Origin of the sequence: Streptomyces sp. NPDC001851 (assembly GCF_040297165.1) — a bacterium.
Taxonomy (GTDB): domain Bacteria; phylum Actinomycetota; class Actinomycetes; order Streptomycetales; family Streptomycetaceae; genus Streptomyces.
In genome coordinates, this window is the sequence record NZ_JBEOYR010000005.1 from 334439 (window position 1) to 357034 (window position 22596).

A 22596-nucleotide genomic window follows, 5' to 3' on the forward strand; every position below is an offset into this window, starting at 1 on the left:
GGTCGGCGCAGCCAGTGTGCCTGGCGACCACCGCCGACGGCAGGGCCCGGGGGCCGTCGGCGACTCCTCTTACTGGCCTCTCACCAGGGCTGATGCATGGGCTTGCCCAGTCGGCAGACGCAGGGCGAACGTGGCCCCTTCTTGGCCGGGCCCGGGAGACGCTGCGGCGATGCCGCCGCAGCGGGCGTCAGGCCGATGCCGTTGCCGCGCGGTGACGTGGACGAGGACCCGGGGGCCAGAGCGCGGGAGTGAGGGCGAGGGAGTGATACCCACGATACGTGTCCGCCCTGGTCGCAGGCGCTATACAGCTGCCGTGTGCGTAACCCGGATCTTCGACTGGCCGTGCGGGCGCCGCTCCCAGTCGTCCATGAAACGGGCGGTCAGACCGTGCCGTTCGGCGAGCGAGATCAGGGTCTCGGTGCGGTAGTAGAAGTCCTCGCGGAGCACCTGGTGCTCGGGCCCCTCCGTGCGGTCGTACGTGAAGTCGAAGAAGCCGCCGGGCGCCAGCACCCTCCCGACGTTGGCCAGGCACTCGTCGATCACCTCGGGCGGCGAGTGCGAGAAGACGCTGTGGGCGTGCACCACGGTGAACCAGCCCCGGGGGAGGAAGTCGAGCGTCAGGTTCTCGACGAGCGCCAGGTGGGGAAGCCGGTCCTGCAGGACCCGGCGGACGAGGGTGCGCTGTGCCTCAAGGAGGATGTCCGGCGAGATGTCGATGCCGTAGTAGTGACCGGGGTCGAGGTAGTCGATGAACCGCCACCCGGCGCGCAGGTTCCCGCAGCCGATCTCCAGCATGCGGTCCTGCGGCGTCAGACCGTGTTCGACCAGGTAGTCGAACTGCATCTGCCCGAGCGCCAGCCAGCGGGCCTGCGAACCGCTGCCTACGGCGCGCCCGGGGCTGCGCGCGGTGTCGGAGGCCATGACGGCGCGGTAGTAGGCGACGTGGTCGCGGTGCCGGAGGCCGAGCCAGGTGTCCCGAGCGGCACGCCGCAGGTAGGGAGGGACCCGCCCGGGGTGCCGTACGGCATAGCGCAGCTTGTGCCCCAGAGAGGACCGGTTCCTCGACAGCTCCGACTTCGGCATGGCCGACTCCGTGATCCACGACAGCCCCCTGCAGGGCAGCGTAGCCCGGGCCAAGCTGCACGGCCTCCCCGCGATGACGCGCGGTGTGACCGGGCGGGGGTGTTCGCCTGAGCGGTCCCCGCCCGGCTTGCAGTGCGCCGGAGCTGCGCCGTCAGCCCTCGTCGTGGTCGCCGGGGCTGCTGCGGTGGACGTCGTCCTCATCGGTCTTGGCAGCCGTGCCCTTGCCGTTGGCCGCGTCGACGGTGGCCTCGTGGTCGTGGCCCTTGGTGTCCGTCACGTCGATGTGCCAGGCAGTGGTCTTGCCATGGGCGTTTTCGAGGTCGGCGGAGGTGGCGGTGCCCTTGACCTTGGTGAGCGCCGCGTCCACGGCCTTGCCAGGTCGGTCTGGCGGACTTGGCGAGGGCGGCGTCGCCGCTGCGGTCGTCGGAGTCGTTGTCCTGGTCGGCCCTGGACGCGGTGAGCTTGCCATCGGTGGCGGTGACGGTGACCTCGTGCTCGGTGCCCTCGGAGCCGGTGACGTCGACCTTCCAGACCGGCTTGCCGTTCTGGCCCGCCAGGTCGACGGCGGTGACCGTGCCCGAGACCGACTTCGTGGCGGTGCCGGCGGCCTGCCTGATGTCGACCTTGTCCTTCCTGATCAGCGTGGCGTCGTTGTCGTGGTCGTCGGCAGGGGAGTGAGGCGGCTCCGATGGCGCCGGCCCGTCGTCCGGGCTTCCCGAGGACCGAAGTGCCCTCTGGTGGGGGCATCGGTATCCGTGTGCCGAGAGTAGAGTCCGCGAGACCCATCAAGCAATCCAGGTCACAGGCCGGCCCGTCGAGGTTTACGCTGCTGCGCCATCATCAAAGCGTTGGAGTGTGTCTTTGGAGGAGGGATAGACCCAGCGGGGTGAGGGTATGCCAGACCTTGTTTCCGTCGCGGCGTGAGGCGACGAGTCCTGCGCTGCGGAGCACGCTGAGGTGTTGGCTGGCCGCTGCGGTGGTGACGCCGAGTCGTTGGGCGAGCATGGTGGTGTTGGCGGTGACGGCCAGTTCCGCGAGGGCGGTGGCGCGTGTTCGCCCCAGCAGCGCGGTGAGTGCGGCTGATGGGCCTGCGTCGGGGGGTGCCAGGATCGAGCTAATGCCGGCCGCGTCTTGGCTGGCTCGATACATCAAGATCGGCGCTGCGTCGTCCTGGGTGGGTGTGAAGATCTGCGGTTCAGTGGGGCAGAACAGGGAGGGTGCGAGGATTAGGCCGCGGCCGTCCAGGTGGATGTCGGTGGTCTGGTGGGTCCAGGGCTTGTAGGTGGGCAGTTCCAGCACTGGGGGATTCCAGACCAGCAGGGGATGCAGCTCGCTGAGCAGTTTGTCGACGCCGCCCTCGATGGTCTTGCGTGCGCTTGCCATGCATTCGGCTTCCAGGTGCAGGCGTAGTCTCGGCCAGACCGGGCCGATGAACGCGTCGTGACATTGTTGGAGCGCGCCGAGGAAGTCCTCTCGGGCGCGGTGGTCCCCGGTGACGGCGGGGCCCAGCCAGGGCGGCATCCGCCGGGCGATGCCCGGGATCGCGGCGAACTCCGCGTGCAGGCGTGTGGCGGGGAGGGACCGTAGCTGCTCCAGCCCCGCATCCAGAGTGTCCACCCTGCCCGCCAGGGTGAACAGGTCGGTGGCGCCGCCGTTGTGTGGTGCCAGGAATCCCGCCAGTGAGGCGGCGGTCGGCGGCGCCTGCCGCAGGACACGCGTGCGCCAGCCTGCGAACAGGGACACGTTGGGTGTCTGCTGTCTCAGGATCCGCAAGCTCCACTGCGTCTCGGCCAACGGCCCCAACACCCACACCCGGACCCTCACGAGGTCCTCAGCCGTGAAATGCAGACGCAGCACCACACCCCCAAGTCCCCGGCAAACCCCCACCGTGTCCAACCGTCACGTGCCGGGCTGCGCTGGGAAGGGCAGTTTTCACGCCGACTTCCCCCAATCACGAGCGACCTCACGCCATGATCATGACATATTAGCCCGGTTTGGCGGCGAGTGTCGTTATTAAGTCCAGGCGGTAAAGACTTCCAGACGCCCCTGGGTGTCTGTCAGCGTTGGTCGCGCGCCCGGACGCCACCGGGCTGCGACCGGCCAACCTAGGTTCAGGCCGAGGTTCGGAGACTTGTGCGGACTTGCACGGGAAGCACCAGGGCCAGGGTCTGGGTGACGTCGTTGACGTTGGCCGGGCGGCAGCAACGGCTCGATCAGCACCCACAAGCGTTTGTCATGCACGCACAAAAGCCCTGATGGGGACGTCAACACCACAGAAGGGACGACCTTGATACGCATTCACCTCGGGTCCGAGGGCTCAGGCAACGTCAGGATCCGCGCCCTGCCCGACTTCGACGCCGAACTGACAGCGGCCGGGGTAGCCCATGCCCACGGCCGTCTGCCCCACTACCCGCTCATTGTCTCCGCCTCGCCCCTACCGGTCTCGCCCAACCGTTGGTCGCGTAGACATGGCTGTAGAGGTAGCCGTCGGCGTCGCCTGGTACTGAAAGCGTCCACGGCCGTGGACGGTGAGACGGCCAGGGTGGGCCTCATCAGGGTCCCGACTCTCTTGGCCGGCGACCCGTAGGACGGTATCCGCCCAAACACGCAGATCGCCCAGCATGCCGATGAACTCGGCCAGATCGGCAGCATTACGCGGAGCCGACAAGCCGCCCCTCGCCCGTTCTCGCCCGCGGTGCCCCCTCCCCTCCCTCGCGTGCCCGTGGCAACCGGAGTCCATGACAGGGTGTGCGGATTCGTATGGAAAAACGGGACTTCGCCCAGCCACATCGGGAACCTGGTCCTGTCGCTTGCGCAAGTCCGGTTCCAAGTGGTGGCCGATGGGGAGCTACGGCCCCAACTTCGACGGCCACGAGTCCTGCTCTGCGCCGGCGCCTGCGGGCGCAGGGGAACCGTCCTGACAGGGGGGAATCAGATCAGCTTGAGTGGCTTCGAGTATGGGATCTGCATCCAGGAGCGTACTGACGCCCCATGCAGGGATCACCGCGGCGGTGTCGGCCTTGTCGGGCCGGCGAGCGGAGCACAGGCGGCGCCTGCCTCCGCTATGCGCCGGCCAGGCACGGGCTGGCAATGCGCGCCACCGTCCCGCGGCTGTATCCCGGGGCCGGGGGCAGACGCCTGCCCCGAACCGGCCCGGTTCGCGGCCCTGCCCTGAGCAGGCAGCGACCACGAGGCTGTTGTGGCTCCACGGTGGAGGCATGCCCCCGGATCGGCTCATCGGCCTGATCGTCGTCGTGATCTCAACCCGCGTTCCATTTACCACTGACCAGGAGTGGAAGTTGACCGAAAGACAGCAATTTCAATCGCCGCTCTCGCGCCGGCGCATGCTTGCGGCCATCGCGGCCGTGACCGTCGGCACAGGAGTCAAACTCGGGCTCGACCTGGGCAACCCGTCCGCTGCTTCGGCCGCCACCAGGCTGGGCCTGGACTTCAACACCTATCCGAATCCGAGCCCTTCGACGATCAGCGCAGACGGCTACACCTTCGTTTGCCAGTACCTCGCCGGCCCCGGTGCGCTGACCCGCAGCAGCGCGCTGGCGTTCATCGACGCCGGGATCGACGTGGTGTGCAACTGGGAAATGGCGCAGTACGCCCCGAAGAACGGCTATTCCCAGGGCGTCAGCGATGCCCAGCAGGCGCAGAGCGCGGCAACTGCGGCCGGAATGCCGGCAGCCCGGCCGATCTACTTCAGTCTTGACTGGGACGTGCAATCCGGAGATCTTCCAGCGATCGAGGCGTACTTCGACGGAATCGCCTCAGTGATCGGCCGTGACCGCACCGGAGCGTATGGCGGCTACTATGCGATCCAGCAGCTGTTCAACAACTCCAAGATCAGCTGGGGCTGGCAGACATACGCCTGGTCCGGAGGCAACTGGGATTCCCGCGCCCAACTCCGCCAGACCCAAAATGACATACAGATCGGCGGCACGGGAGTTGACAAAGACCAGGCCGTCACCGACGACTTTGGCCAGTGGGGCGTCTCCTCGCTCTCCCACCTCTATGCACTCGCCCCCAGCGGTTCCGGCGTGTTCCAGTGGAACGGATCGGGATCGAGCTGGACTCAGATCGGCGGACCCGCCGGAGACATCTTCGCCGGCGGCGCCAGCCTCTTCGCCACCAATCCCAGCACAGGGAACATATACCGCTACAACGGAACCCCGAACAGCTGGAGCCAGGTCGGCGGGCCGGGCTATATGTTCGCCCTGTCGAACGACGCCCTTTATGGCCTGGCACCAGACCGCAGTGGCGTCTTCCGATGGAATGGATCAGGCAACGCCTGGACTAAAATTGGCGGGCCAGCCAGTCACCTGTACGCCGGGGGTGCCGGGTTGTTCGCCACCAATCCCAGCACGGGCAATATCTACCGGTACAACGGAACGCCGAACAGCTGGAGCCAGGTCGGCGGCCCCGGCTTCACCTTCGCGGTCTCCAACAACGCTCTGTTCGGCCTCGCGCCCGACCAGAGCAAGGTGCTCCAGTGGAACGGATCCGGCACCGCCTGGACACAGATCGGCGGCCCCGCGAGCTACCTGTACGGCGGCGGAAGCGGACTGCTCGCCGTCAGTCCCGGCAGCGGCAACGTGTACTTGTACAGCGGAACGCCGAACAATTGGCGCCAGGTCGGCGGCCCCGGCTACACCTTCTGCTCGACCGGCAGCAGTTGGTTCGGGCTGGCGCCGAACCAGGATGGCGTGTTCAAGTGGAGCGGCAGTGGCACAGGCTGGTCGCAGATCGGCGGCCCCGCCGACCTCATAGTGACTGGCTCCTGAACGTCCGGCTGCCGGTCCTGGCTCGGTCGCCAGGCCGGCAGCTGCCGATGTGCCATGCCCGGTGGCCCGTCTCTCGTCGTGACGGGCCCTCATACAGCCGTGGCTACCGAACAGTTCAATCCCTGCTGCGCAACCTCGCCGAGGCGGTGGAGAAGACGGTCGGGGCCCATCACCCGTGCATTCGCGCGGCGTTCGCCACGGCCCCGGTCGTCACGGAGCCCGCCACCGCGTCCACGGGGATGGCAGCCGCCCGCGGAAGAGATGCCGTTCGTCGCGCCGGACGGCACCCGGGCCGTCCTCGGGCGCCCGAGGGGGCTGGTGGCCCGCACCACCGAGCGGTACACGGCGGTTCAGCAGCTGCCGTCCGAGGGGCAATCTCTGGCAGCGATCGGCCGCCAGCTGCGGCTGGACCACTCGACCGTACGGAGCTTCGCCCGCGCCCAAAGTCTCGACGAACTGCTGCTCAGGGCAACCAACCGGGCCTCGATCGTGGACGAGTACAGGCCCTACCTGCACGAACGCTGGCGCGAGGGCTGCCACGATATCCCGCAGTTGCACCACGAACTGCGCGCACGCGGCTTCACCGGCAGCATCCAGTGCCTCCGCCGCTACTTCCAACCCTTCAAGAAGCCGCACAGCCCCAAGCCGAAGATCCCGCCGGCGCCTCCTCCCCAGCCGCAGCCCGCCCCGAAACCCCGGCGCGTCGTCCGCTGGATCATGACCAACCCCGGACGCCTTACCGAGACCGACGCCGCCGAACTCAAGGAGATCCGGGCCGCCTGCCCGCACCTCGACGCCACCGCAGGCCACGTCCGTGACTTCGCCGCCATGATGCGCGACCTGCGCGGCGATGACCTGCCCGCATGGACGGACCGCGTCCTCTCCGACGACCTGCCCGCCCTGCACTCCCTGGTCAACGGCATGGAACGGGACCGCCTGGTCCTGGAGATGTTCGCTGGCCCCCTGCCGGGCATCTACGACGCCACCGGCCCGGGCAAGCTGCTGTTCGCGTTCTTCGCCGCTATGGCGGAGACCGAGCGGGAGACCTCCGGCAGTCCACGCTCGAATGGCTCGACACCGCCGCCCGCAAGGCGAGTACGTCGGCCGGCCCGCGATATCACCGACGACATGCTCCACACCGTGCTTCGTCGCCGGGCGCTCGGCGAACCCGTTGAGCAGAGCCATCCACCCACCTGCGGGAAGCCGGCCTGGGTCCGCTGGCCGACCTGAGCTTCGTCGGACTGGAGGACGACCCCGACGACCCGGTGACCGTCACCGGCCGCCGAGCGACCCGCGGCCCATCCGCTCACCGCCACTCAGAAGGAGGTGAACCGGCTGGTCAGCCGCGAGCGCGCGTCCAGCGAGCACGGCTTTCCCTACCTGAAGAACTGGCGCCTCCTCACCAAGGTCCGTAGGAACACCCGTCATGCGACGACGCTTCTGCGGCCCTGCTCGTGCTGACGAGTTCAGGCGTATGCGCTGTCGCCGGGGACGGTGAGCCGGAAGCCGATGCCGCGGACGGTGGCGATCCAGGCCGGGTCGCCGAGCTTGCGGCGCAGGGCCGATACGTGCACGTCGAGTGTGCGGGTGGGGCCGAAGTAGTTGGGGTCCCACACCGTGTCGAGGATCTGCTGGCGGGAGTGGACGGCGCCGGGATCGCTGGCCAGTTGGGCCAGCAGGTCGAATTCCTTCGGAGTGAGGGTGAGCGGGCGGCCGTCGATGGTGACGCCTCTGGTGCGCCGGTTGATGGTCAGCGGGCCGAGGTGCTGGACGCCGCGCTCCTCGTGAAGCTGCGTGCGCTGAAGGGGGAGCCCGCTGGGCGTGCCGGTGTGCGGTGCGGCGTGCCTCTCGGGGTGGGTGCGGCGGGTGACGGCTCGGATCCGGGCGACCAGCTCGCGGACCCCGAAGGGCTTGGAGAGGTAGTCGTCCGCTCCGACCTCCAGCCCGACGACGCGGTCGGTTTCCTCACTTCGTGCGGTGATCATGATGATGGGGACGGCGGAGCGGGCGCGCAGGGCGCGGCAGACGTCGATGCCGTCCATGTCGGGCAGTCCGAGGTCCAGAAGGATCAGGTCGGCGGTGGAGGCCGACAGGGCGGAGGCTCCGGATTTGACGTGGTCGACGGCGAAGCCATAGCGGTTCAGCCCTTCCATGACGGGGCCGGCGATCCGGTCGTCGTCCTCGACGAGCAGGAGCCGCATGGTTTCTGCTGGTGGTTCGGCCGGGAGGACCTGGTCGGCCCCCGCGGTGTACGTGGGATCGCTGTTCGTCGGCATCGCTGTGTCCGTGATCGTCTGGGTTGTGCCCGCCGTGGGCAACGCGGCGTGCGGTGGTGGGGTCGGTGCTGCTTGTGCGAGTGGGGGTTGCACTGTGGGGACGACCCTACGGGTGAGGAGGGCAACTCGGGGCCAGAAGCCCTCTAGCGCCGTGTTAGCAGATGGCCAATATTCCGACACGGGTGCGCGCTGCTGTTCTTCAGGCCGGTCCGGGTGGCCGTGGACGACGGGGCCGTAGGTGCCGAGGTGAATGGGGCACTGGGAGCGGCGGTAGTGGGGGTGCCGCCGAGAGTGATTTTCCGGCCCCGCGGGAGGCGCTGGGCTGCGGTCCTGCTCCTTCCCTGGAGGCGGAGGTGACAGGGAGAGACGGAAGTACTGCGGTCATGTCGTTGAGACGGGCGCTGCCGGACAGCTGCTGGCCGCCGAGGGCGGGATGGTGGCTGGGGCTGGCTATGTGCATGGCTCTCCTGACCTCCTCGGCCGGCGGCCGAGGCCGCTGAGCGGCTGGCCGACGGGGTGCCGCCGCGTCCGGAGCGGACCGCACCCCCATCGGCAGCTGCCGCTTCCTCCTTCACGAGCACCGAATGGAATGGGCCCGTCCTGCGCACAACGGCCGGCAAACAGCCATCAGCGGTGGGGAAGAGCCGGGAACGCCAAGGACTGTAGGGGGAGGCACTGCAGCGCAATGTCAGTGAACGGGCAGCGGAGGGCCAAGAATCAGCCAACGTCTCGCAGCACCTGTGCGCCTGGACCTCCCCGGCCGCGCGGCCGGTTGCGTCTCACTGCTGCCAGTCGGATACGGCGTACGGGCGTTCGGCGGGAACGGGTGGCACCGCGCCCTGCTTGCCCCGCATCGCCGACCGGGGACGTCGAGGGGGCCCGGTGAGGTGCGCGTCTGCCGCCCTGAGGCGGATTACGGCATCGAGGCCCCCGCCTGGTGCGGCCCGCAGGGTGACCTCGCCGCCCGAGGCACGGGCCAGCTGCTGCACGATGGGCAGGCCGAGGCCGGTGCCTTCGTGGTCGGCGTCGTTCGCCCGCCAGAAGCGGTCGAAGGCGCGTTGCCGCTGTTCCTCGGTCATGCCCGGGCCCTGGTCGATCACGTGTAGTTCCACGGTTCCGGGCGCTCCGTTCGCCCAGGCGGTGGCCAGGGTGATCGTGGTGTGGGGTGGTGAGACCCGCAGCGCGTTGGAGAGCAGGTTGTCGATGATCTGGTCCAGGGCGCCGGGGATGGCCCGCACCCGGCCGGTCTTCGGCCCGGCCACGACGATGTCCACGTAGTGCTCGCCGGCGAAGGCGCTCCACACGGCCGCGCGGTCGGCGACGACGGAGTCGAGGTCGGTGGCCTCCGGGGTGGTCGCCGCGTTCTCCAGCCGGGCGAGAGCGAGCAGCCCGTGCACCATGCGGCTGAGCCGCTCCACCTCGGCCACCGCTTCGTCCAGGCTGGGCTGGGCGCGCGGGTCGAGGTAGGGCTCGAAGTTCTCCAGTCGCAGCCGCAGCGCGGTCAGCGGGGTCTTCAGCTGGTGGGACGCCTCGGCGGCGAACGCGTGCTGGGCCTTGAGCAGATGCTGGAGCCGGGTCGCGGTGCGGACGAAGCTGGTGGCCAGGCGCCGTAGCTCGGGGGGCCCGAGGTCGGTGGCGGGCAGGTCCTCCAGGGTGCCGTCGGCCAGTTGCGTCGTGGCGTGCTCCAGCGCCCGTACCGGGCGGGTGATCCAGCGGGCCAGCGCGAGAGCTATCAACGCGACGGCCGCCAGCACCCCCAGACCCACGGCTGTCAGTGCCAGCCAGGCGTCATGGACCTTGGAGGTCACCGTGGTGAGGGGAAAGGACGCCCGTACGACGCAGCGGACCGTCGCGCCGGAGGCGCCCGGCACGGTGGCGAAGAAGACCTCTTCGTCGAGCGCGGGATCCTGCCGGGTCCCGGAACTGGACCGGTTCCGCAGCGCGGCTGCGATGTCCGGCTCCACGGACAGGTCCGTCCCGGCCGGGACGGCGTTGCGCGAGTCGGTGAGCAGCTTTCCCTTGCTGTCGACGACGGTGACATGGCCGCCGGTGCGCTGTGCGAAGCCGGCGACCAGCTCGGGGACGTCGCTGACGGTCCGTCGCTCGACCTTCTCCTCCAGCACCTCGGCGAGCATGACCGCGGCCTGCTGCCCGTTGCCGGTGAAGCGGGACATCTCCCCGCGGGCGTAGACGTAGCCGAACGGCACTTCCAGGCACAGCAGCACCAGCAGGGTGAGGCTGAGGTAGCTCAGCAGGAGGCGGCGGGTCACCGGTCACCTTCCTCGGCGTTCTCGTCCACCGGCCTGGCGGGTGTGGCGCCGGCGGGTGGGGTGAGCCGGAATCCTACGCCGCGGATGTTGTCGATCCAGGCGGGATCACCGAGTTTGCGTCGCAGCGCGGCGACGTGGACGTCCAGGGTCTTGGTGGGGCCGAAGTAGTTCGGTTCCCACACGGCGTCCAGGATCTGCTGGCGTGTGCGGACGGCGCCGGGGTCGTCGGCGAGGTAGGCGAGCAGGTCGAACTCCTTGGGCGCCAGGGCGACGCAGGTCTGGTGCAGGTGGACTTGGCGGCCGCGCCGGTCGATGGCCAACGGGCCGATCTGCTGAGCGCGGGACGCCGGAACGGTGTGGCCGCCTACGAAAGCGGGGACAGCCGGCACCGGCGCGGCCGCGGCGGGTCCGGCGCGTCGGAAGACGGCCCGGATCCGTGCGACCAGTTCCCGGACTCCGAACGGTTTGGACAGGTAGTCGTCGGCCCCCAGCTCCAGGCCGAGAACGCGGTCCACCTCGTCGTTTCTCGCGCTGATCATGATGATGGGCACCTGGGAGCGCAGTCGGAGCGTCCGGCAGACATCGATGCCGTCCATGTCGGGCAGCCCCAGATCCAGCAGCACCATTTCCGCCTCCGCCGCGGCGAGTCCGTCGGCGCCCGTACGGGCGTGCTCGACGGTGAACCCGAAACGGCGCAAGCCCTCCATCAGTGGACCGGCGACCCGGTCGTCGTCCTCGATCAGTAAGACACGCATGTCGACAGACTCACCATCCGTCGGTCCTCCGCGACGGGTAAACGGCTGAATGTCACGCGGATTACCTTCGGCGAAAGTGAACAACCGTCTTCCTTTACTGCCTTCTGCCCGTCACTGACCCTACGAGCCCCTCGGCAGTACAACGTCAGCGAACAGGCAATGCCGTGCAAGCAGTCTGTTAAGAAAGCGCAGTGCGGGCCTTGGTCATCCAGCAACCGCTTCCCCCGCGACCAGCAGCCCGACGCAGTCGCTCCGCTTGCCGAGCCGGACGTAGGGGACATGCGGCCAATTTTCCGGCGACAGTTCTATTTTTCGGAACGGTGGAGCCGACGGAATGCTGGATCGATTCTGATGTCAGCCTTCCTTTTCCCTGGCGATCAGTTAACTAACGATCCCGTAACGTTGTCGACAGCTGATCGCGGACCGCGCTCGCAATCGCGCTTTCTCTTCTCCCCCGCCGCTTCTCCGCTTGCTTTCCTATGCCAAGGGACGGTGAACCATGCCGTACAGCAGCACCATCAACGAACTGCGCCACGTGCGCCCCGAGCTGATCGCGCCCTTCAAGGCCGCACTCCCCGGTGCGCGTGCCACGGTGCTCGGCCGACTGTGGGGCGCCTTCGCCCGCGAGCCCCTGCCGGGTATCGCCGACCGTCACCACCACGCCGGTACCCTCGTCGTCCGGCTCACGCGTGGCGGACGGCTCTCGGGCCCTGCCGCCGCGGCTGAACGGTTCGCCCGGGTCCCCGCCGGCTTCACCGTGCAGGGTCCGGACGGTCCGGTCGACGAGCCGGCCCGGCTCCTCGCCGCCCTCGGAGTGCGCACCGCGACCGCATCGCGCCTGGCCGCCGAGCTGGACAACAGCGTCGCCAACCTCGCGCTGGCCCGCGCGGCGAACTACGAGCCGCGCAAGGTGCGGGACTCCACGGATGCCGAGCAGGCCGTGGTCGACGGCCATCCGCAGCACCCCTGCTGCCGTACGCGCACCGGACTGTCCGTCGCCGAGGTGCTCGCCTACGCGCCCGAGCACCACCCCGTCATCGAGCTGGGGCTCGTCGCCGTACCGGCCGATCGGTGGCAGGCCACGGGCGACTGGCCCGAGGAACTGCGCGACGGCGACACCGTCCTGATGCCGGTCCATCCCTGGCAGCGCGACCACGTCCTCGCGCGCCAGCCCGACCTGCCGGTCGTGGAACGTACGATCGCCGCCCGGCCGCTGCTGTCGATGCGCACCCTGTCCCCCCTGGACGCGCTGCCCGGCTGTCACATCAAGACGGCCCTGGACGTGCAGGTCACCAACTACCGGCGCACCATCTCCCCGGCCGAGGCGGCCGACGGAGCGCCGCTGTCAGAGCTGGTCACCGCGGTCGTGGACAAGGCCGGCCACGGCGAGAGCCTGCGGATCCTGCGCGAACTCGCGGGCGGCGCCGTCCTCGTGGACGGAAAGCCGTCGTCAAGCCTGGCCTCCATGATCCGGGAGGCCGGCGAACGGCACCTCGGCCCCGGGGAGGTCGCCGTTCCGCTGACCGCCCTCCACGCCACCGGGGCGCGCATGGTGAGCGGCGACCCGGTCACCTGGCTGGCGGAGTTCGCCGGGCTCGTCCTGCCGCCCGCCCTGACGCTGCTGTCGATGGGCGTGGCCCTGGAAGCGCACGGCCAGAACACCCTCGTCGCCCTGCGGGACGGGCATCCGGTTCGCGTCCTCTACCGCGATCTGGACGGCGTACGCGTCCACCCGGACCGGCTTGCCCTGCACGGCTTCTCGCTGCCGCCGCTGGCGGGCAGCCGGGCCGGGAACGACGAGGCGGCGCTGCGCACCAAGCTGTTCGGCGGCCTGCTCAGCGGTGTCTTCAGCGAACTGGTCGATGTCCTCTCTCACACCCGGGGAACCGACCCCGAGCAGCTGTGGGCGGCAGTGGCCGAGGTCGCGCACCGCGTCTACGCCGACCTTCCCGACGCGGCCGGAGACCGGGACGTCTTCTTCGGCGACACGCTGCCGCTGAAGGCGACCATCGCGATGCGCCTGGCCGAACAGTCCGGCGTCGCCCAGTGGGCGCCCTTTGCCAACCCCCTGGCCCGCCACCGCTGACAGCCCGCTTCCCACTGCCGGGCCCGGCCGGCCCCGCACCTCTCCTTGCACCGACTGGAGTCCTTCCGCATGACCGTCCCCAGCACCACCGGCGCAGTCCTCGCCACCACAGCCCGTCCCGCCCAGGCCGCCGACGCCGTCACCGCCCACACCCTGCTCAACTGCCTGATCCGCGAAGTCTCCGCGCCCGAGCGCCAGGTCACCGTCGACAACGGCCACCTGCTGCTGCGGCTGCCCCGCCGCGACGTCCTGCTCCGCGTCCCCCTGCGCCGCATCTCCCTGATCGGCGCACACCGCTTCGACGGACCGATCACGCGGTACGACGGCGCCGGCTGGTCCCCGATCGGCTGGCGAGAGCTCGCCGGATACATCCAGGAGGAACTGGAGCTGCGGACCGGCGTGGCCAACGACGAGTTCCTGACCCAGGTCACCGACAGCCGGAACACCATCCACACCGTCCTGGAGCAGCGCGACACCACGGCCCTTCCGCAGGACCCGTACCTGGAGTCCGAGCAGTCCCTGGTCTACGGCCACCGCTTCCACCCCTCGCCCAAGTCCCGCACCGGCGACCCGGAGGACTGGCTGGACTACGGCCCGGAGACGGGGACCCGCTTCCCTCTGCGCTACCTCGCCGTCCACCGGAGCCTGGTGCGTGAGGAAGGCGACTTGAGCAGGCTCGACGCCCTTCATCCGGACCGGCGGAAGGAGTACGTGACCCTGCCGGTCCACCCGTGGCAGTACCGGCTGCTCGGTGACCACCCCGCCCTGCGCAGGGCCATGGCCGCCGGCTCGGTCATCGACACCGGCGTCACCGGCCCGGACTTCGCCCCCACCGCCTCCGTACGGACCCTCTACCAGCCGGATGCCGACACGTTCCTGAAGTTCAGCCTCAACGTCCGCCTGACCAACTGCCTCCGCAAGAACGCCGCCTACGAGCTGTCCGGCGCCGTGGCCCTCAACCGGCTCCTGCTGCCCGTCTTCGCCGACATCGGCCAGGCGCATCCCGGAAGCTCGCTGCTCGCCGAGCCGGGCTACCGCACCCTCGCCCTCGACGACGATCTCTCCCTCCTGGAGGGCTTCGGCGTCATCGTCCGCACCGGCCTGCGCGAACACCTGGCTCCGGGCGTGACCCCGCTGCTCGCCGCCGCGATCGCCGACGAGCACCCCACCGGCTCCGCCCAGGTCGCCCGCCTGCTGGCTCGTGGTAACGGTGACGCGCTCGCCTGGTGGGACGCCTACCTCGGCCTGCTCCTGCCTCCCGTCCTGACCGCCTACTTCGAGCACGGCATCGTCCTCGAACCGCACCTGCAGAACGTCGTCGTCGGCGTACGCGCCGACGGCACCCCCGCGCAGATGCTCTTCCGCGACCTGGAAGGCACCAAGCTCCTCCCCGAACGCCACCGCCCGTTCCTCGCCGCCCTGCCGGAAGACGTGCGCACCCCGATGACGTACGACGCCGAACGCGGCTGGAACCGGGTGGCCTACTGCCTCCTGGTCAACCACACCGCCGAAGTCCTCGCCGCCCTCGCCGACACCGACCCCGCCCTGGAACCCGCCCTGTGGGGCCTGGTCCGCGACCACCTCGACGCCTACTCCCGCAGCGCAGGCGAGCCGCCCCGGCTGCGCGCCCTGCTCTCGGGCGTCCCGCTGCCCGCCAAGGCCAACATGCTGCTGCGCTGGTCCCGGCAGGCCGACCGGCACGCCGGGTACGTGCCGCTGCCCAGCCCGCTGGGCGAGGACTTCCCCCGCGAGGTGACCCGGTGAGGACGGAACTACTCCAGTACATCGACGGGCTGGACGCGGAAGACCTCCCGGCCTACGTGTACGACCTGAGCGACCTGCGCGAACACGTGACCGGCATCCGCGCCGCCCTGCCCGAACGCGTCCAGCTCCTCTACGCCGCCAAAGCCAACTCCGACCCGCGGCTCCTGACCGTCCTGAGCGACCACGTCGACGGCTTCGAGGTCGCCTCCGGCGGCGAGCTCCACCACATCCAGACCACCTGCCCCGGCACACCGATCGCCTTCGGCGGCCCCGGCAAGACACCCGCCGAACTCGAACAGGCCCTCCAGGCCGGAGTGGACCGCCTGCACATCGAGAGCGAACAAGAACTCCACCTGCTCACCGGCCTGCTCGTCGAGCGCACCGTGGACGTCCTGCTCCGGGTCAACCTCCCGATCGCCCTTGGCCCGGTGGCCCTCGCCATGGGGGGCCGGCCCAGCCCCTTCGGTCTGGACCCCGGCCACCTGGACCGCTGCCTCGCCCTCATCGCCGACGAGCCGCGCATCCGGCTGCGCGGCATCCACGTCCACCTCGCCAGCGGCCTCGATGCCACCGCCCACCTCGACCTCGCCGCCCAGGTCCTGACCTGGGCGAGCGAATGGGCGAAGGAGAACGGCCTGGAACTGGCCGAGGTCAACCTCGGCGGCGGCATGGGCGTCGACTACGCCCGCCCAGACCGGCGCTTCGACTGGGCCGCCTTCGGCACCGGCCTGCGCCGCCTGCTGGAGGGACACCCGGGCCTGACCCTGCGCATCGAACCGGGCCGCTCGGTCACCGTGCACTGCGGCCGGTACGTCACCGAGGTCCTCGACATCAAACGCAGCCGCGGCCATGCCTTCGCCGTCCTGCGCGGCGGCACCCACCACCTGCGCACGCCGGCCACCAAACAGCACGACCAGCCGTTCACCATCGTCCCCGCCGACAGCTGGGACCAGCCCTGGGAACGCCCCCAGGCCCAGAACGAACCCGTCACGCTGGTCGGCCAGCTGTGCACACCCAAGGACGTCCTGGCCCGCTCCGTCCAGGTCGGACGGCTGCGCGTCGGCGACAAGATCGCCTTCGCCATGGCCGGGGCGTACGCCTGGAACATCTCCCACCACGATTTCCTGATGCACCCCGCCCCGCGGTTCCACCACCTCGACCACGCCCCCGTCCCCGCCCGCCCCCACCCGTAGAAGGCCATGACCAAGCACCGCCGTGTCCACAGCAGCGACAGGACGCAGACCCTCCGCGCTCACCTTGCCGCCCTCGACATGGGCGGCCGGCACCGACGGGTCCGCAGGGGCGGAAGGCGACGGGCCCCGAGCGAAGCACTCGCCACGCTCGGGGCCCGCAACTTCCGCCGCTACCTGATCGGACAGCTCGTCTCCAACATCGGCACCTGGATGCAACGCGCCGCCCAGGACCTGCTCGTCCTCCAGCTCACCGGGAACAGCGGCAGCGCCGTCGGCATACTCACCGCCCTGCAGTTCCTGCCGCAGACACTGTTCGGGCTCTCCGGGGGCGTCTTCGCCGACCGCTTCGCCAAACGCCGCCTGCTGCTCCTCACCCAGTCCGCCATGGGAGTGCAGTCGCTGGTCCTGGGCGTCCTCACGGTCACCGGCGCGATCAACCTGTGGGCCGTGGACGCACTGGCCTTCCTGCTGGGCACGGCAACGGCGCTGGACAGCCCGGCCCGCAACGCCTTCGTCTCCGAACTCGTCGGCAAGGAACGCCTGGCCAACGCCGTCAGCCTGAACTCCGCCCAGTTCAACGTCGCCCGCGCCGTCGGACCGGCCGTGGCAGGACTGGCGGTCGCCGCCGCCGGAACCGGACCCGTCTTCCTGGCCAACGCGGCCTCGTACCTCGCCGTCCTGTACGGCCTGATCACCATCCGAGCCGACGAACTCCACGCACCCAAGGAGAAGAACCTCGGAAACGCCCGCCTGTCAGACGCCTTCCGAGCCATCCGCGCCACCCCCGAACTGCTCCTGCCGATCACCGTCATCGCCTTCGCCGGCACCTTCGGCTTCAACTTCCAGGTCACCATCTCCCTCATCGCCATCACCGTCTTCAACTCAGGCTCGGCCGCCTACGGTTACCTGTCCGCCGCCTACGCCATCGGCAGCCTCATCGGTGCGCTCAGAGGAGCCGGCAAACGAAAACCCCCCACCGCCCGCCGCCTGGTCACCGCCACCGTCGTCTTCGGAGTCCTGGAGGCCCTGGCCGGACTCATGCCCGGCTACGGCACCTTCCTGCTCGTACTCCTGCCCACCGGGCTCGCCTCGGTGACCGTGATGACCACCGCCAATGCCATGACCCAGCTGAACGCCGACCCGGGCATGCGCGGCCGCATCGTCTCCGTCTACCTTCTCGTGCTGCTCGGCGGCACCCCGGTCGGCGCACCTCTGGTCGGCCTGGTCTCCGACACCCTCGGCGCCCGCTTCAGCCTCGTCCTCGGCGGAGCGATCTCCGCCGTGGCCGCCATCGCCCTGTCCGCCGTGATCACCGCGCGCTCCCGCACCAGCCAGCAAAGCACTCCGCTGACCGCGGTCGCCTCACCGCCGCCCATAGGCATCGACAGCCCGTTCCACCCCGAACGCACCCCTCAGCCTGTGGCACGCCGACCGGCGGCCTGACGCGGGACAGGCGGACATGCGGACATGCGGACGTAGAAGACTGCGGGACCGGCGGGGGCGCGGTCCCGCGGCAAGGCGGATGCTACAGCCGTACCATCGCGTTGAGGGAAGCGATGCCTCCACGGCCGAGTTCGCCACAGGGGAGTGGGGCCGATGGGCGAGGTATGGCAGGTCCTGACCGGGATCGCCGCGAGCCTGCTGCTGTGCTGGCTGGTGCTGCTCGGCGCCCTCGCGATCGCCCGCCCCAAGGGCAACCTGTTGACGGAGGCGGTCCGGCTCCTCCCCGACCTGCTGCGCCTCGTTTCCCGCCTCGCCCGCGACCGCGCCCTTCCGCGCCGCACCCGCTGGCTGCTCTGGATCCTGGCCGGCTATCTGGCGCTGCCCATCGACCTGGTCCCCGACTTCATTCCGGTCCTCGGCTATGCGGACGACGCCATCGCCGTTGTGCTTGTACTGCGGACCGTCGTCCGGCAGGCCGGGACACAGGCCGTGGACCGACACTGGCCCGGCACTCCCGACGGACTTGGCGTCGTACGCCGACTTGCGGGCCTGCCAGCGGCAGAGCCGCAGGAGTAGAGACCCGGGGATGCGCAGTCGACCCCGGCGAAGACCGCTCGGCCGCGATCGGACCCCGTCTCCGGTTCCGCGAAGAAGGACGGAAGGCTCTCAGGCACCTGGCTCCACTCCATGGTGCGGGCGTGTCACTGGAACTGTGCGAAGAACCTCCAGATCTCTGCTTTGGTCCAGGTGGTGACGCCGCTTTCGCCGGAGGAGCCGTCGACCGGACCGGGTGTGTGGCCTCCGTCGAACGCGGCCCACTGGACCGGATATCCGGCACGGCAGCCCGAGTAGATGGTGGTGATGTGCGTTCGGCTGCCCGGCGCGGGCTCGCGTGGGCTCTGGGGGGTGCAGCCGTTGTCGCCGACGAATCTGTCGCGCAGGGACCGTCCTTGCGTGATGTTGAGGACGGAGTCGCCGACGCCGTGGATGCCGAAGTAGGCGATGGGCCGAGTACCGCCGCTGCACCCGCTGATCTCGGCGCCGGACATGACCGCAACGGCCCTGAAGACGTTCGCCCGGCTGCATGCGAGCGCGTAGCTCATGCCACCGCCCCAGCTGAATCCCGTGGCGAAAAGCTGCGCCGGGTTGACGCAGAGGCCGCCCTCGATTTGCCGGATCATGTCGTCGACGAAGGTGATGTCCTCACCGCCCGAGTTGGCCCAGCCGTTGCCGAGGCCCTGGGGTGCCACGAGGATCGCGCTGTTGTTCGACTGTTCCTGTTGGCCGTAGTAGGACCAGGCGTTCCCGCTCGTGCCGCCCGAGGCGACGTCGTCGGCGGTTCCGCCCCGCCAGTGGAACGCGAAGATCAGCCGGTAGCGGTGGCTGTTGTCGTAGTGGGCGGGAACCCTGAGGATGAAGCTGCGGCTCTTGCCGCCGCTCTGAATCGTGTGCATACCGCTCGCCGGAGTCGGTGTGCTGCCGCATCCGCCGCCACCACCAGAAGACAGCTTGATCATCTGCCATTGCTGGTTGGCGCCGCCCCAGTCGGTGTACTGGACGGCGTCGCCGCCGTCGGCGGTGGAGGCGCCCTGCACCTCCACCGCCTTGCCGCTGTTGCGGTTGATCAGCCGGACGTGGCCCGCGTCGGAGTCGGCCAGGCGGAACTGCTGGTTGGCCCCGTTGTGGTCGGCCCACTGCTGGATCGCGGCACCGTCTGCGGCCGAGGCGCCGGCCACGTCGAGAACCTTGCCCGAATGCCGGGCCTTGAGGCGGTAGTAGCCGTCGCCGGAGTCCACGAACTGCCACTGCTGGTTGGCTCCGTCGTTGCGTGTCCACTGGTTGACCCGCGCGCCGTCGGCGGTGGACGCGCCAGAGACGTCCAGCGCCTTGCCGCTGTTGCGGTTGACCAGGACGTACCAGGCACTGGTGTCCACCGCCGCCGCCTCGGCAGGCGCCGGATTCACCACGGCGAGCATGCCGATCGCGAGGGTGACCGCCACCATGGCGGCGACCCGGGACCACCAGCGATGTATTCGTGGAGGGGCGGGGGAAACCGCACCGTAGGCCGTCATCGATGCGCGCCTTCGTTTGTGGCAGGTCCCATCAGGTGCGGGTCCAGCGCTGGTTGCTGCCGTTCGAGCAGGAGTAGAGCTGGATCGGGGTGCCGTTGGCAGTTCCGCTTGCCACGGCGTCGAGGCAGAGGCCGGACTGGACGCCTACGATGGATCCGTCGGAGTTGAGGCGCCATTTCTGGTTGTCGCCGCCCCAGCAGCTGTAGATCTGGACCTTGGAGCCGTTGCCGGTGCCGGCGGCGTCCAGGCACTTGTTGCCGTAGACCCTGAGCTCACCGGCGGCGGTGTACGTCCACTGCTGGTTGGTGCCGTTGTGGCAGTCCCACAGCTGGAGCTGGGTGCCGTCGGAGGTGCTGGTGCCGGGCACGTCCAGGCAGCGGCCCGAACCGACGCCCTTGATCTGTCCGCCATCCGCAGGGGGAGTGGTGGAGCCGCCGTTGAGTGCGTTGAGGACGGCGGTGTAGGCGGGCTTCCTGCTGCCGTCGCCGTTGAACAGAAGCGGTGTGTCCCCAGATCGCCAGGAGTCGGTGTCGCGTACGCCCCAGACGGTGATGCCGAGGCAGCGTGGCACGGCCAGGCAATCGTTGGTCACGCTGGCGTAGGTCGAGGCCGGGGCGCCCTGGATGTCGAGTTCGGTGATGGCCACGTCGACGCCGAGGGCGGCGAAGTTCTGCAGGGTGGTGCGGAAGTTGCTGTTGTAGGGGCTGCCGCTGTTGAAGTGCGACTGGAAGCCGACGCAGTCGATCGGCACGCCGCGCTGCTTGAAGTCCCGGACCATGGCGTACACGGCCTGTGTTTTGGCCCAGGTCCAGTCCTCGATGTTGTAGTCGTTGTAGCAGAGCTTGGCGGCCGGGTCGGCGGCGCGCGCGGTGCGGAAGGCGACCTCGATCCAGTCGTTGCCGGTGCGCTGCAGGTTGGAGTCGCGCCGGGCGCCCGAACTGCCGTCGGCGAAGGCCTCGTTCACGACGTCCCACTGGGCGATCTTGCCCTTGTAGTGGGCCATCACGCCGTTGATGTGGTCGATCATCGCCTGGCGCAGCGAGCTGCCGCTGAGGCTCTGCATCCAGCCTGGCTGCTGGGAGTGCCAGGCCAGGGTGTGGCCGCGCACCTTCTTGCCGTTCTGCACCGCCCAGTTGTAGACGCGGTCACCGGCGCTGAAGTTGAACTGGCCCCGCTGCGGTTCGGTGGCGTCGATCTTCATCTCGTTCTCGGCCGTCACCATGTTGAACTCGCGGCCCGCGATGGTCGTGTACGCCGAGTCGCCCAGCCTGCCCGAGGCGATGGCGGTGCCGAAGTAGCGGCCGCTCTGCGCCGCCGCGGCGCCGAGCGTGCTTTCGGCGGCGTGTGCGGTCGACGGCGTGACCAGTGCGGTGGCCGTACCGAGGACGCCGACGACCAGCGCCAGCAGCAGGCCGCGGATCTTCCGGCGGACAACGGGTCTGGGGAGGGCATACGAGCCCATGACTGTGCCTCCAAGGTAGAAATCACGGATGGACTGAAGCGCAGGGGATTGCGTCGTCCGCGCCCGTACGGCAGACGGACGGGACGGGCCGGAGCCCGGGCAGCACGGACTGCCCAGGCCGATACGGGCTCGGAATCCCGAACTAGGGCCGGCTCCTCAGACGGGATGATTGAGGTGGGGCCATGGATCGTCAATACTCCCCGCACAAAAACTTTCTGTGCGTCCTACGAAACTTTCGGACCCAGGGTAAGCCGGGGCGACGGGCGCGGCTCCGGGGTCAAGTGGCATATCCGGCCAGCCGTTTGACGGCGTGATGTGCACTGTCCGGCACATGTTGGGTGCGAAGGTTTCGGCGTTGGTAGCGATACATGCGAGAGGTGTTGACGCCGTTCACCGGTTCTCTATCATTCGGGTGATCGACAATTCGACCCTTGTTCGATATGGCGAACAAGGTCGAGTCGTCGGTGCTCGGGGACTGCTGCACACCGCACCACACCGACAGTCCGGCCAGCCTCTGACGAGGCCAACCGGAGCCGCCTACTCAACGTTGAGGAAGTGCCCATGCACCGAGGAAGTTTCAGCCGCAGGCATCCGTCTGCGGTGCTCGCGGCCGTGGTTGCGGCCCTGGCCGCGTTGGCGGCGCTGCTCGTCGCCACCCCGGCTCAGGCGGCTTCCAGCGGCGCCTTGCGCGGTGTTGGTTCCGGCCGGTGTCTCGATGTGCCGGGTGCCGGCCAGACCGACGGCACGAATCTGCAGATCTACGACTGCTGGGGCGGGACCAACCAGCAGTGGACGTTGACGGACGACAACCAGCTCACCGTGTACGGCAACAAGTGCCTGGATGTTCCGGGCCATGCCACCGCGGCCGGTACCCGGGTGCAGATCTGGACCTGCTCCGGCGGTGCGAACCAGCAGTGGCGGGTGAACTCCGACGGCACGGTCGTCGGCGTGGAATCCGGGCTGTGCCTGGATGTCTCGGGAGCCGGCACGGCCAACGGCACAGCGGTGCAGATCTGGACGTGCACCGGCGGCAGCAACCAGAAGTGGACCGGCCTGTCCGGAACGACCCCGCCGGGGGGCGGCACCTGTGCTCTTCCGTCGACGTACCGGTGGACGTCCACGGGTGCGCTGGCGCAGCCGGCGAACGGGTGGGTCTCGCTGAAGGACTTCACCAACGTGGTCTACAACGGCAAGCACCTGGTCTACGGGTCGAACGTCTCCGGATCGTCGTACGGCTCGATGATGTTCAAGCCCTTCACGAACTGGTCGGACATGGCGTCGGCCGGCCAGACCGGGATGAGCCAGTCCGCGGTGGCGCCCACGCTGTTCTACTTCGCGCCCAAGAAGATCTGGGTGCTGGCGTACCAGTGGGGTGCGTGGCCCTTCATCTACCGCACGTCGA

Annotated in this window: 17 protein-coding genes; 9 read left to right on the forward strand and 8 right to left on the reverse strand. The window is 69.4% G+C overall.

Features of this window, described 5'->3' with window-relative positions; genetic code table 11:
* Positions 1-300: 300 nt before the first annotated feature.
* Together ABT171_RS09935 and ABT171_RS41870 are read right to left on the reverse strand one after the other, a co-directional pair.
* Positions 301-1083, reverse strand: coding sequence for a class I SAM-dependent methyltransferase (locus ABT171_RS09935; RefSeq protein ID WP_351241716.1), 783 nt, complete (start codon positions 1081-1083; stop codon positions 301-303).
* Between the two features lie 197 nt (positions 1084-1280).
* Complete coding sequence (locus ABT171_RS41870; protein ID WP_503074633.1) at positions 1281-1640, reverse strand: PepSY domain-containing protein; 360 nt, start codon at positions 1638-1640, stop codon at positions 1281-1283.
* On the opposite strand from ABT171_RS41870, the gene ABT171_RS41875 reads away from it, so the two are divergent.
* Positions 1555-1761, forward strand: a complete 207-nt coding sequence (locus ABT171_RS41875; RefSeq protein ID WP_503074620.1) for a hypothetical protein — start codon at positions 1555-1557, stop codon at positions 1759-1761. The genes ABT171_RS41870 and ABT171_RS41875 overlap by 86 nt on opposite strands.
* 162 nt (positions 1762-1923) lie before the next feature.
* Here ABT171_RS41875 and ABT171_RS09950 read toward each other — a convergent pair whose 3' ends face one another.
* Complete coding sequence (locus tag ABT171_RS09950) at positions 1924-2943, reverse strand: ArsR/SmtB family transcription factor (protein WP_351241720.1); 1020 nt, start codon at positions 2941-2943, stop codon at positions 1924-1926.
* A gap of 1358 nt (positions 2944-4301) precedes the next feature.
* Between ABT171_RS09950 and ABT171_RS09955 the strand changes: the two genes are divergently transcribed.
* Both ABT171_RS09955 and ABT171_RS09960 read left to right on the forward strand, forming a co-directional pair.
* On the forward strand, positions 4302-5873 hold the full coding sequence (locus ABT171_RS09955) for a glycoside hydrolase domain-containing protein (RefSeq protein ID WP_351241722.1): 1572 nt from the start codon (positions 4302-4304) through the stop codon (positions 5871-5873).
* A 261-nt stretch (positions 5874-6134) separates the two neighbouring features.
* Positions 6135-7103, forward strand: a complete 969-nt coding sequence (locus ABT171_RS09960) for a hypothetical protein (protein ID WP_351241724.1) — start codon at positions 6135-6137, stop codon at positions 7101-7103.
* Positions 7104-7339: 236 nt separating this feature from the next.
* On the opposite strand, the gene ABT171_RS09965 is transcribed toward ABT171_RS09960, so the two are convergent.
* The 3 genes from ABT171_RS09965 to ABT171_RS09975 form a co-directional block, all read right to left on the reverse strand.
* A complete protein-coding gene (locus ABT171_RS09965; RefSeq protein ID WP_351241770.1) occupies positions 7340-8074 on the reverse strand; it encodes a response regulator transcription factor in 735 nt (244 codons plus the stop codon).
* 854 nt (positions 8075-8928) lie between these two features.
* Positions 8929-10419: a sensor histidine kinase gene (locus tag ABT171_RS09970; RefSeq protein WP_351241726.1), complete on the reverse strand. Its 1491-nt coding sequence runs from the start codon at positions 10417-10419 to the stop codon at positions 8929-8931.
* Entirely contained in the window at positions 10416-11174 is a 759-nt protein-coding gene (locus ABT171_RS09975; RefSeq protein ID WP_351241728.1) for a response regulator transcription factor, read from the reverse strand. Before ABT171_RS09975 ends, ABT171_RS09970 begins: the two co-directional genes overlap by 4 nt.
* A 499-nt stretch (positions 11175-11673) precedes the next feature.
* Here ABT171_RS09975 and ABT171_RS09980 point away from each other — a divergent pair, with 499 nt between their 5' ends.
* The 5 genes from ABT171_RS09980 (at position 11674) to ABT171_RS10000 (ending at position 18236) form a co-directional block, all read left to right on the forward strand.
* Positions 11674-13260: an IucA/IucC family protein gene (locus ABT171_RS09980; RefSeq protein WP_351241730.1), complete on the forward strand. Its 1587-nt coding sequence runs from the start codon at positions 11674-11676 to the stop codon at positions 13258-13260.
* A 69-nt stretch (positions 13261-13329) separates the two neighbouring features.
* Entirely contained in the window at positions 13330-15024 is a 1695-nt protein-coding gene (locus ABT171_RS09985; protein ID WP_351241732.1) for an IucA/IucC family protein, read from the forward strand.
* Positions 15021-16217, forward strand: a complete 1197-nt coding sequence (locus tag ABT171_RS09990; protein ID WP_351241734.1) for a type III PLP-dependent enzyme — start codon at positions 15021-15023, stop codon at positions 16215-16217. Before ABT171_RS09985 ends, ABT171_RS09990 begins: the two co-directional genes overlap by 4 nt.
* A 6-nt stretch (positions 16218-16223) precedes the next feature.
* The gene (locus ABT171_RS09995) at positions 16224-17660 is read left to right on the forward strand and encodes an MFS transporter (RefSeq protein ID WP_351241736.1); all 1437 of its coding nucleotides are present in this window, start codon (positions 16224-16226) and stop codon (positions 17658-17660) included.
* A 153-nt stretch (positions 17661-17813) separates the two neighbouring features.
* Positions 17814-18236 (forward strand): YkvA family protein, encoded by a 423-nt coding sequence (locus ABT171_RS10000; protein ID WP_351241738.1) that lies wholly within the window; start codon positions 17814-17816, stop codon positions 18234-18236.
* Positions 18237-18361: 125 nt separating this feature from the next.
* Here ABT171_RS10000 and ABT171_RS10005 read toward each other — a convergent pair whose 3' ends face one another.
* Both ABT171_RS10005 and ABT171_RS10010 read right to left on the reverse strand, forming a co-directional pair.
* Positions 18362-19663, reverse strand: coding sequence for an RICIN domain-containing protein (locus tag ABT171_RS10005; RefSeq protein WP_351241740.1), 1302 nt, complete (start codon positions 19661-19663; stop codon positions 18362-18364).
* 100 nt (positions 19664-19763) lie between these two features.
* A complete protein-coding gene (locus ABT171_RS10010; protein ID WP_351241742.1) occupies positions 19764-21194 on the reverse strand; it encodes an endo-1,4-beta-xylanase in 1431 nt (476 codons plus the stop codon).
* Positions 21195-21755: 561 nt separating this feature from the next.
* On the opposite strand from ABT171_RS10010, the gene ABT171_RS10015 reads away from it, so the two are divergent.
* Positions 21756-22596: non-reducing end alpha-L-arabinofuranosidase family hydrolase (locus ABT171_RS10015; protein ID WP_351241744.1), on the forward strand; the 841-nt coding region annotated here is incomplete at its 3' end.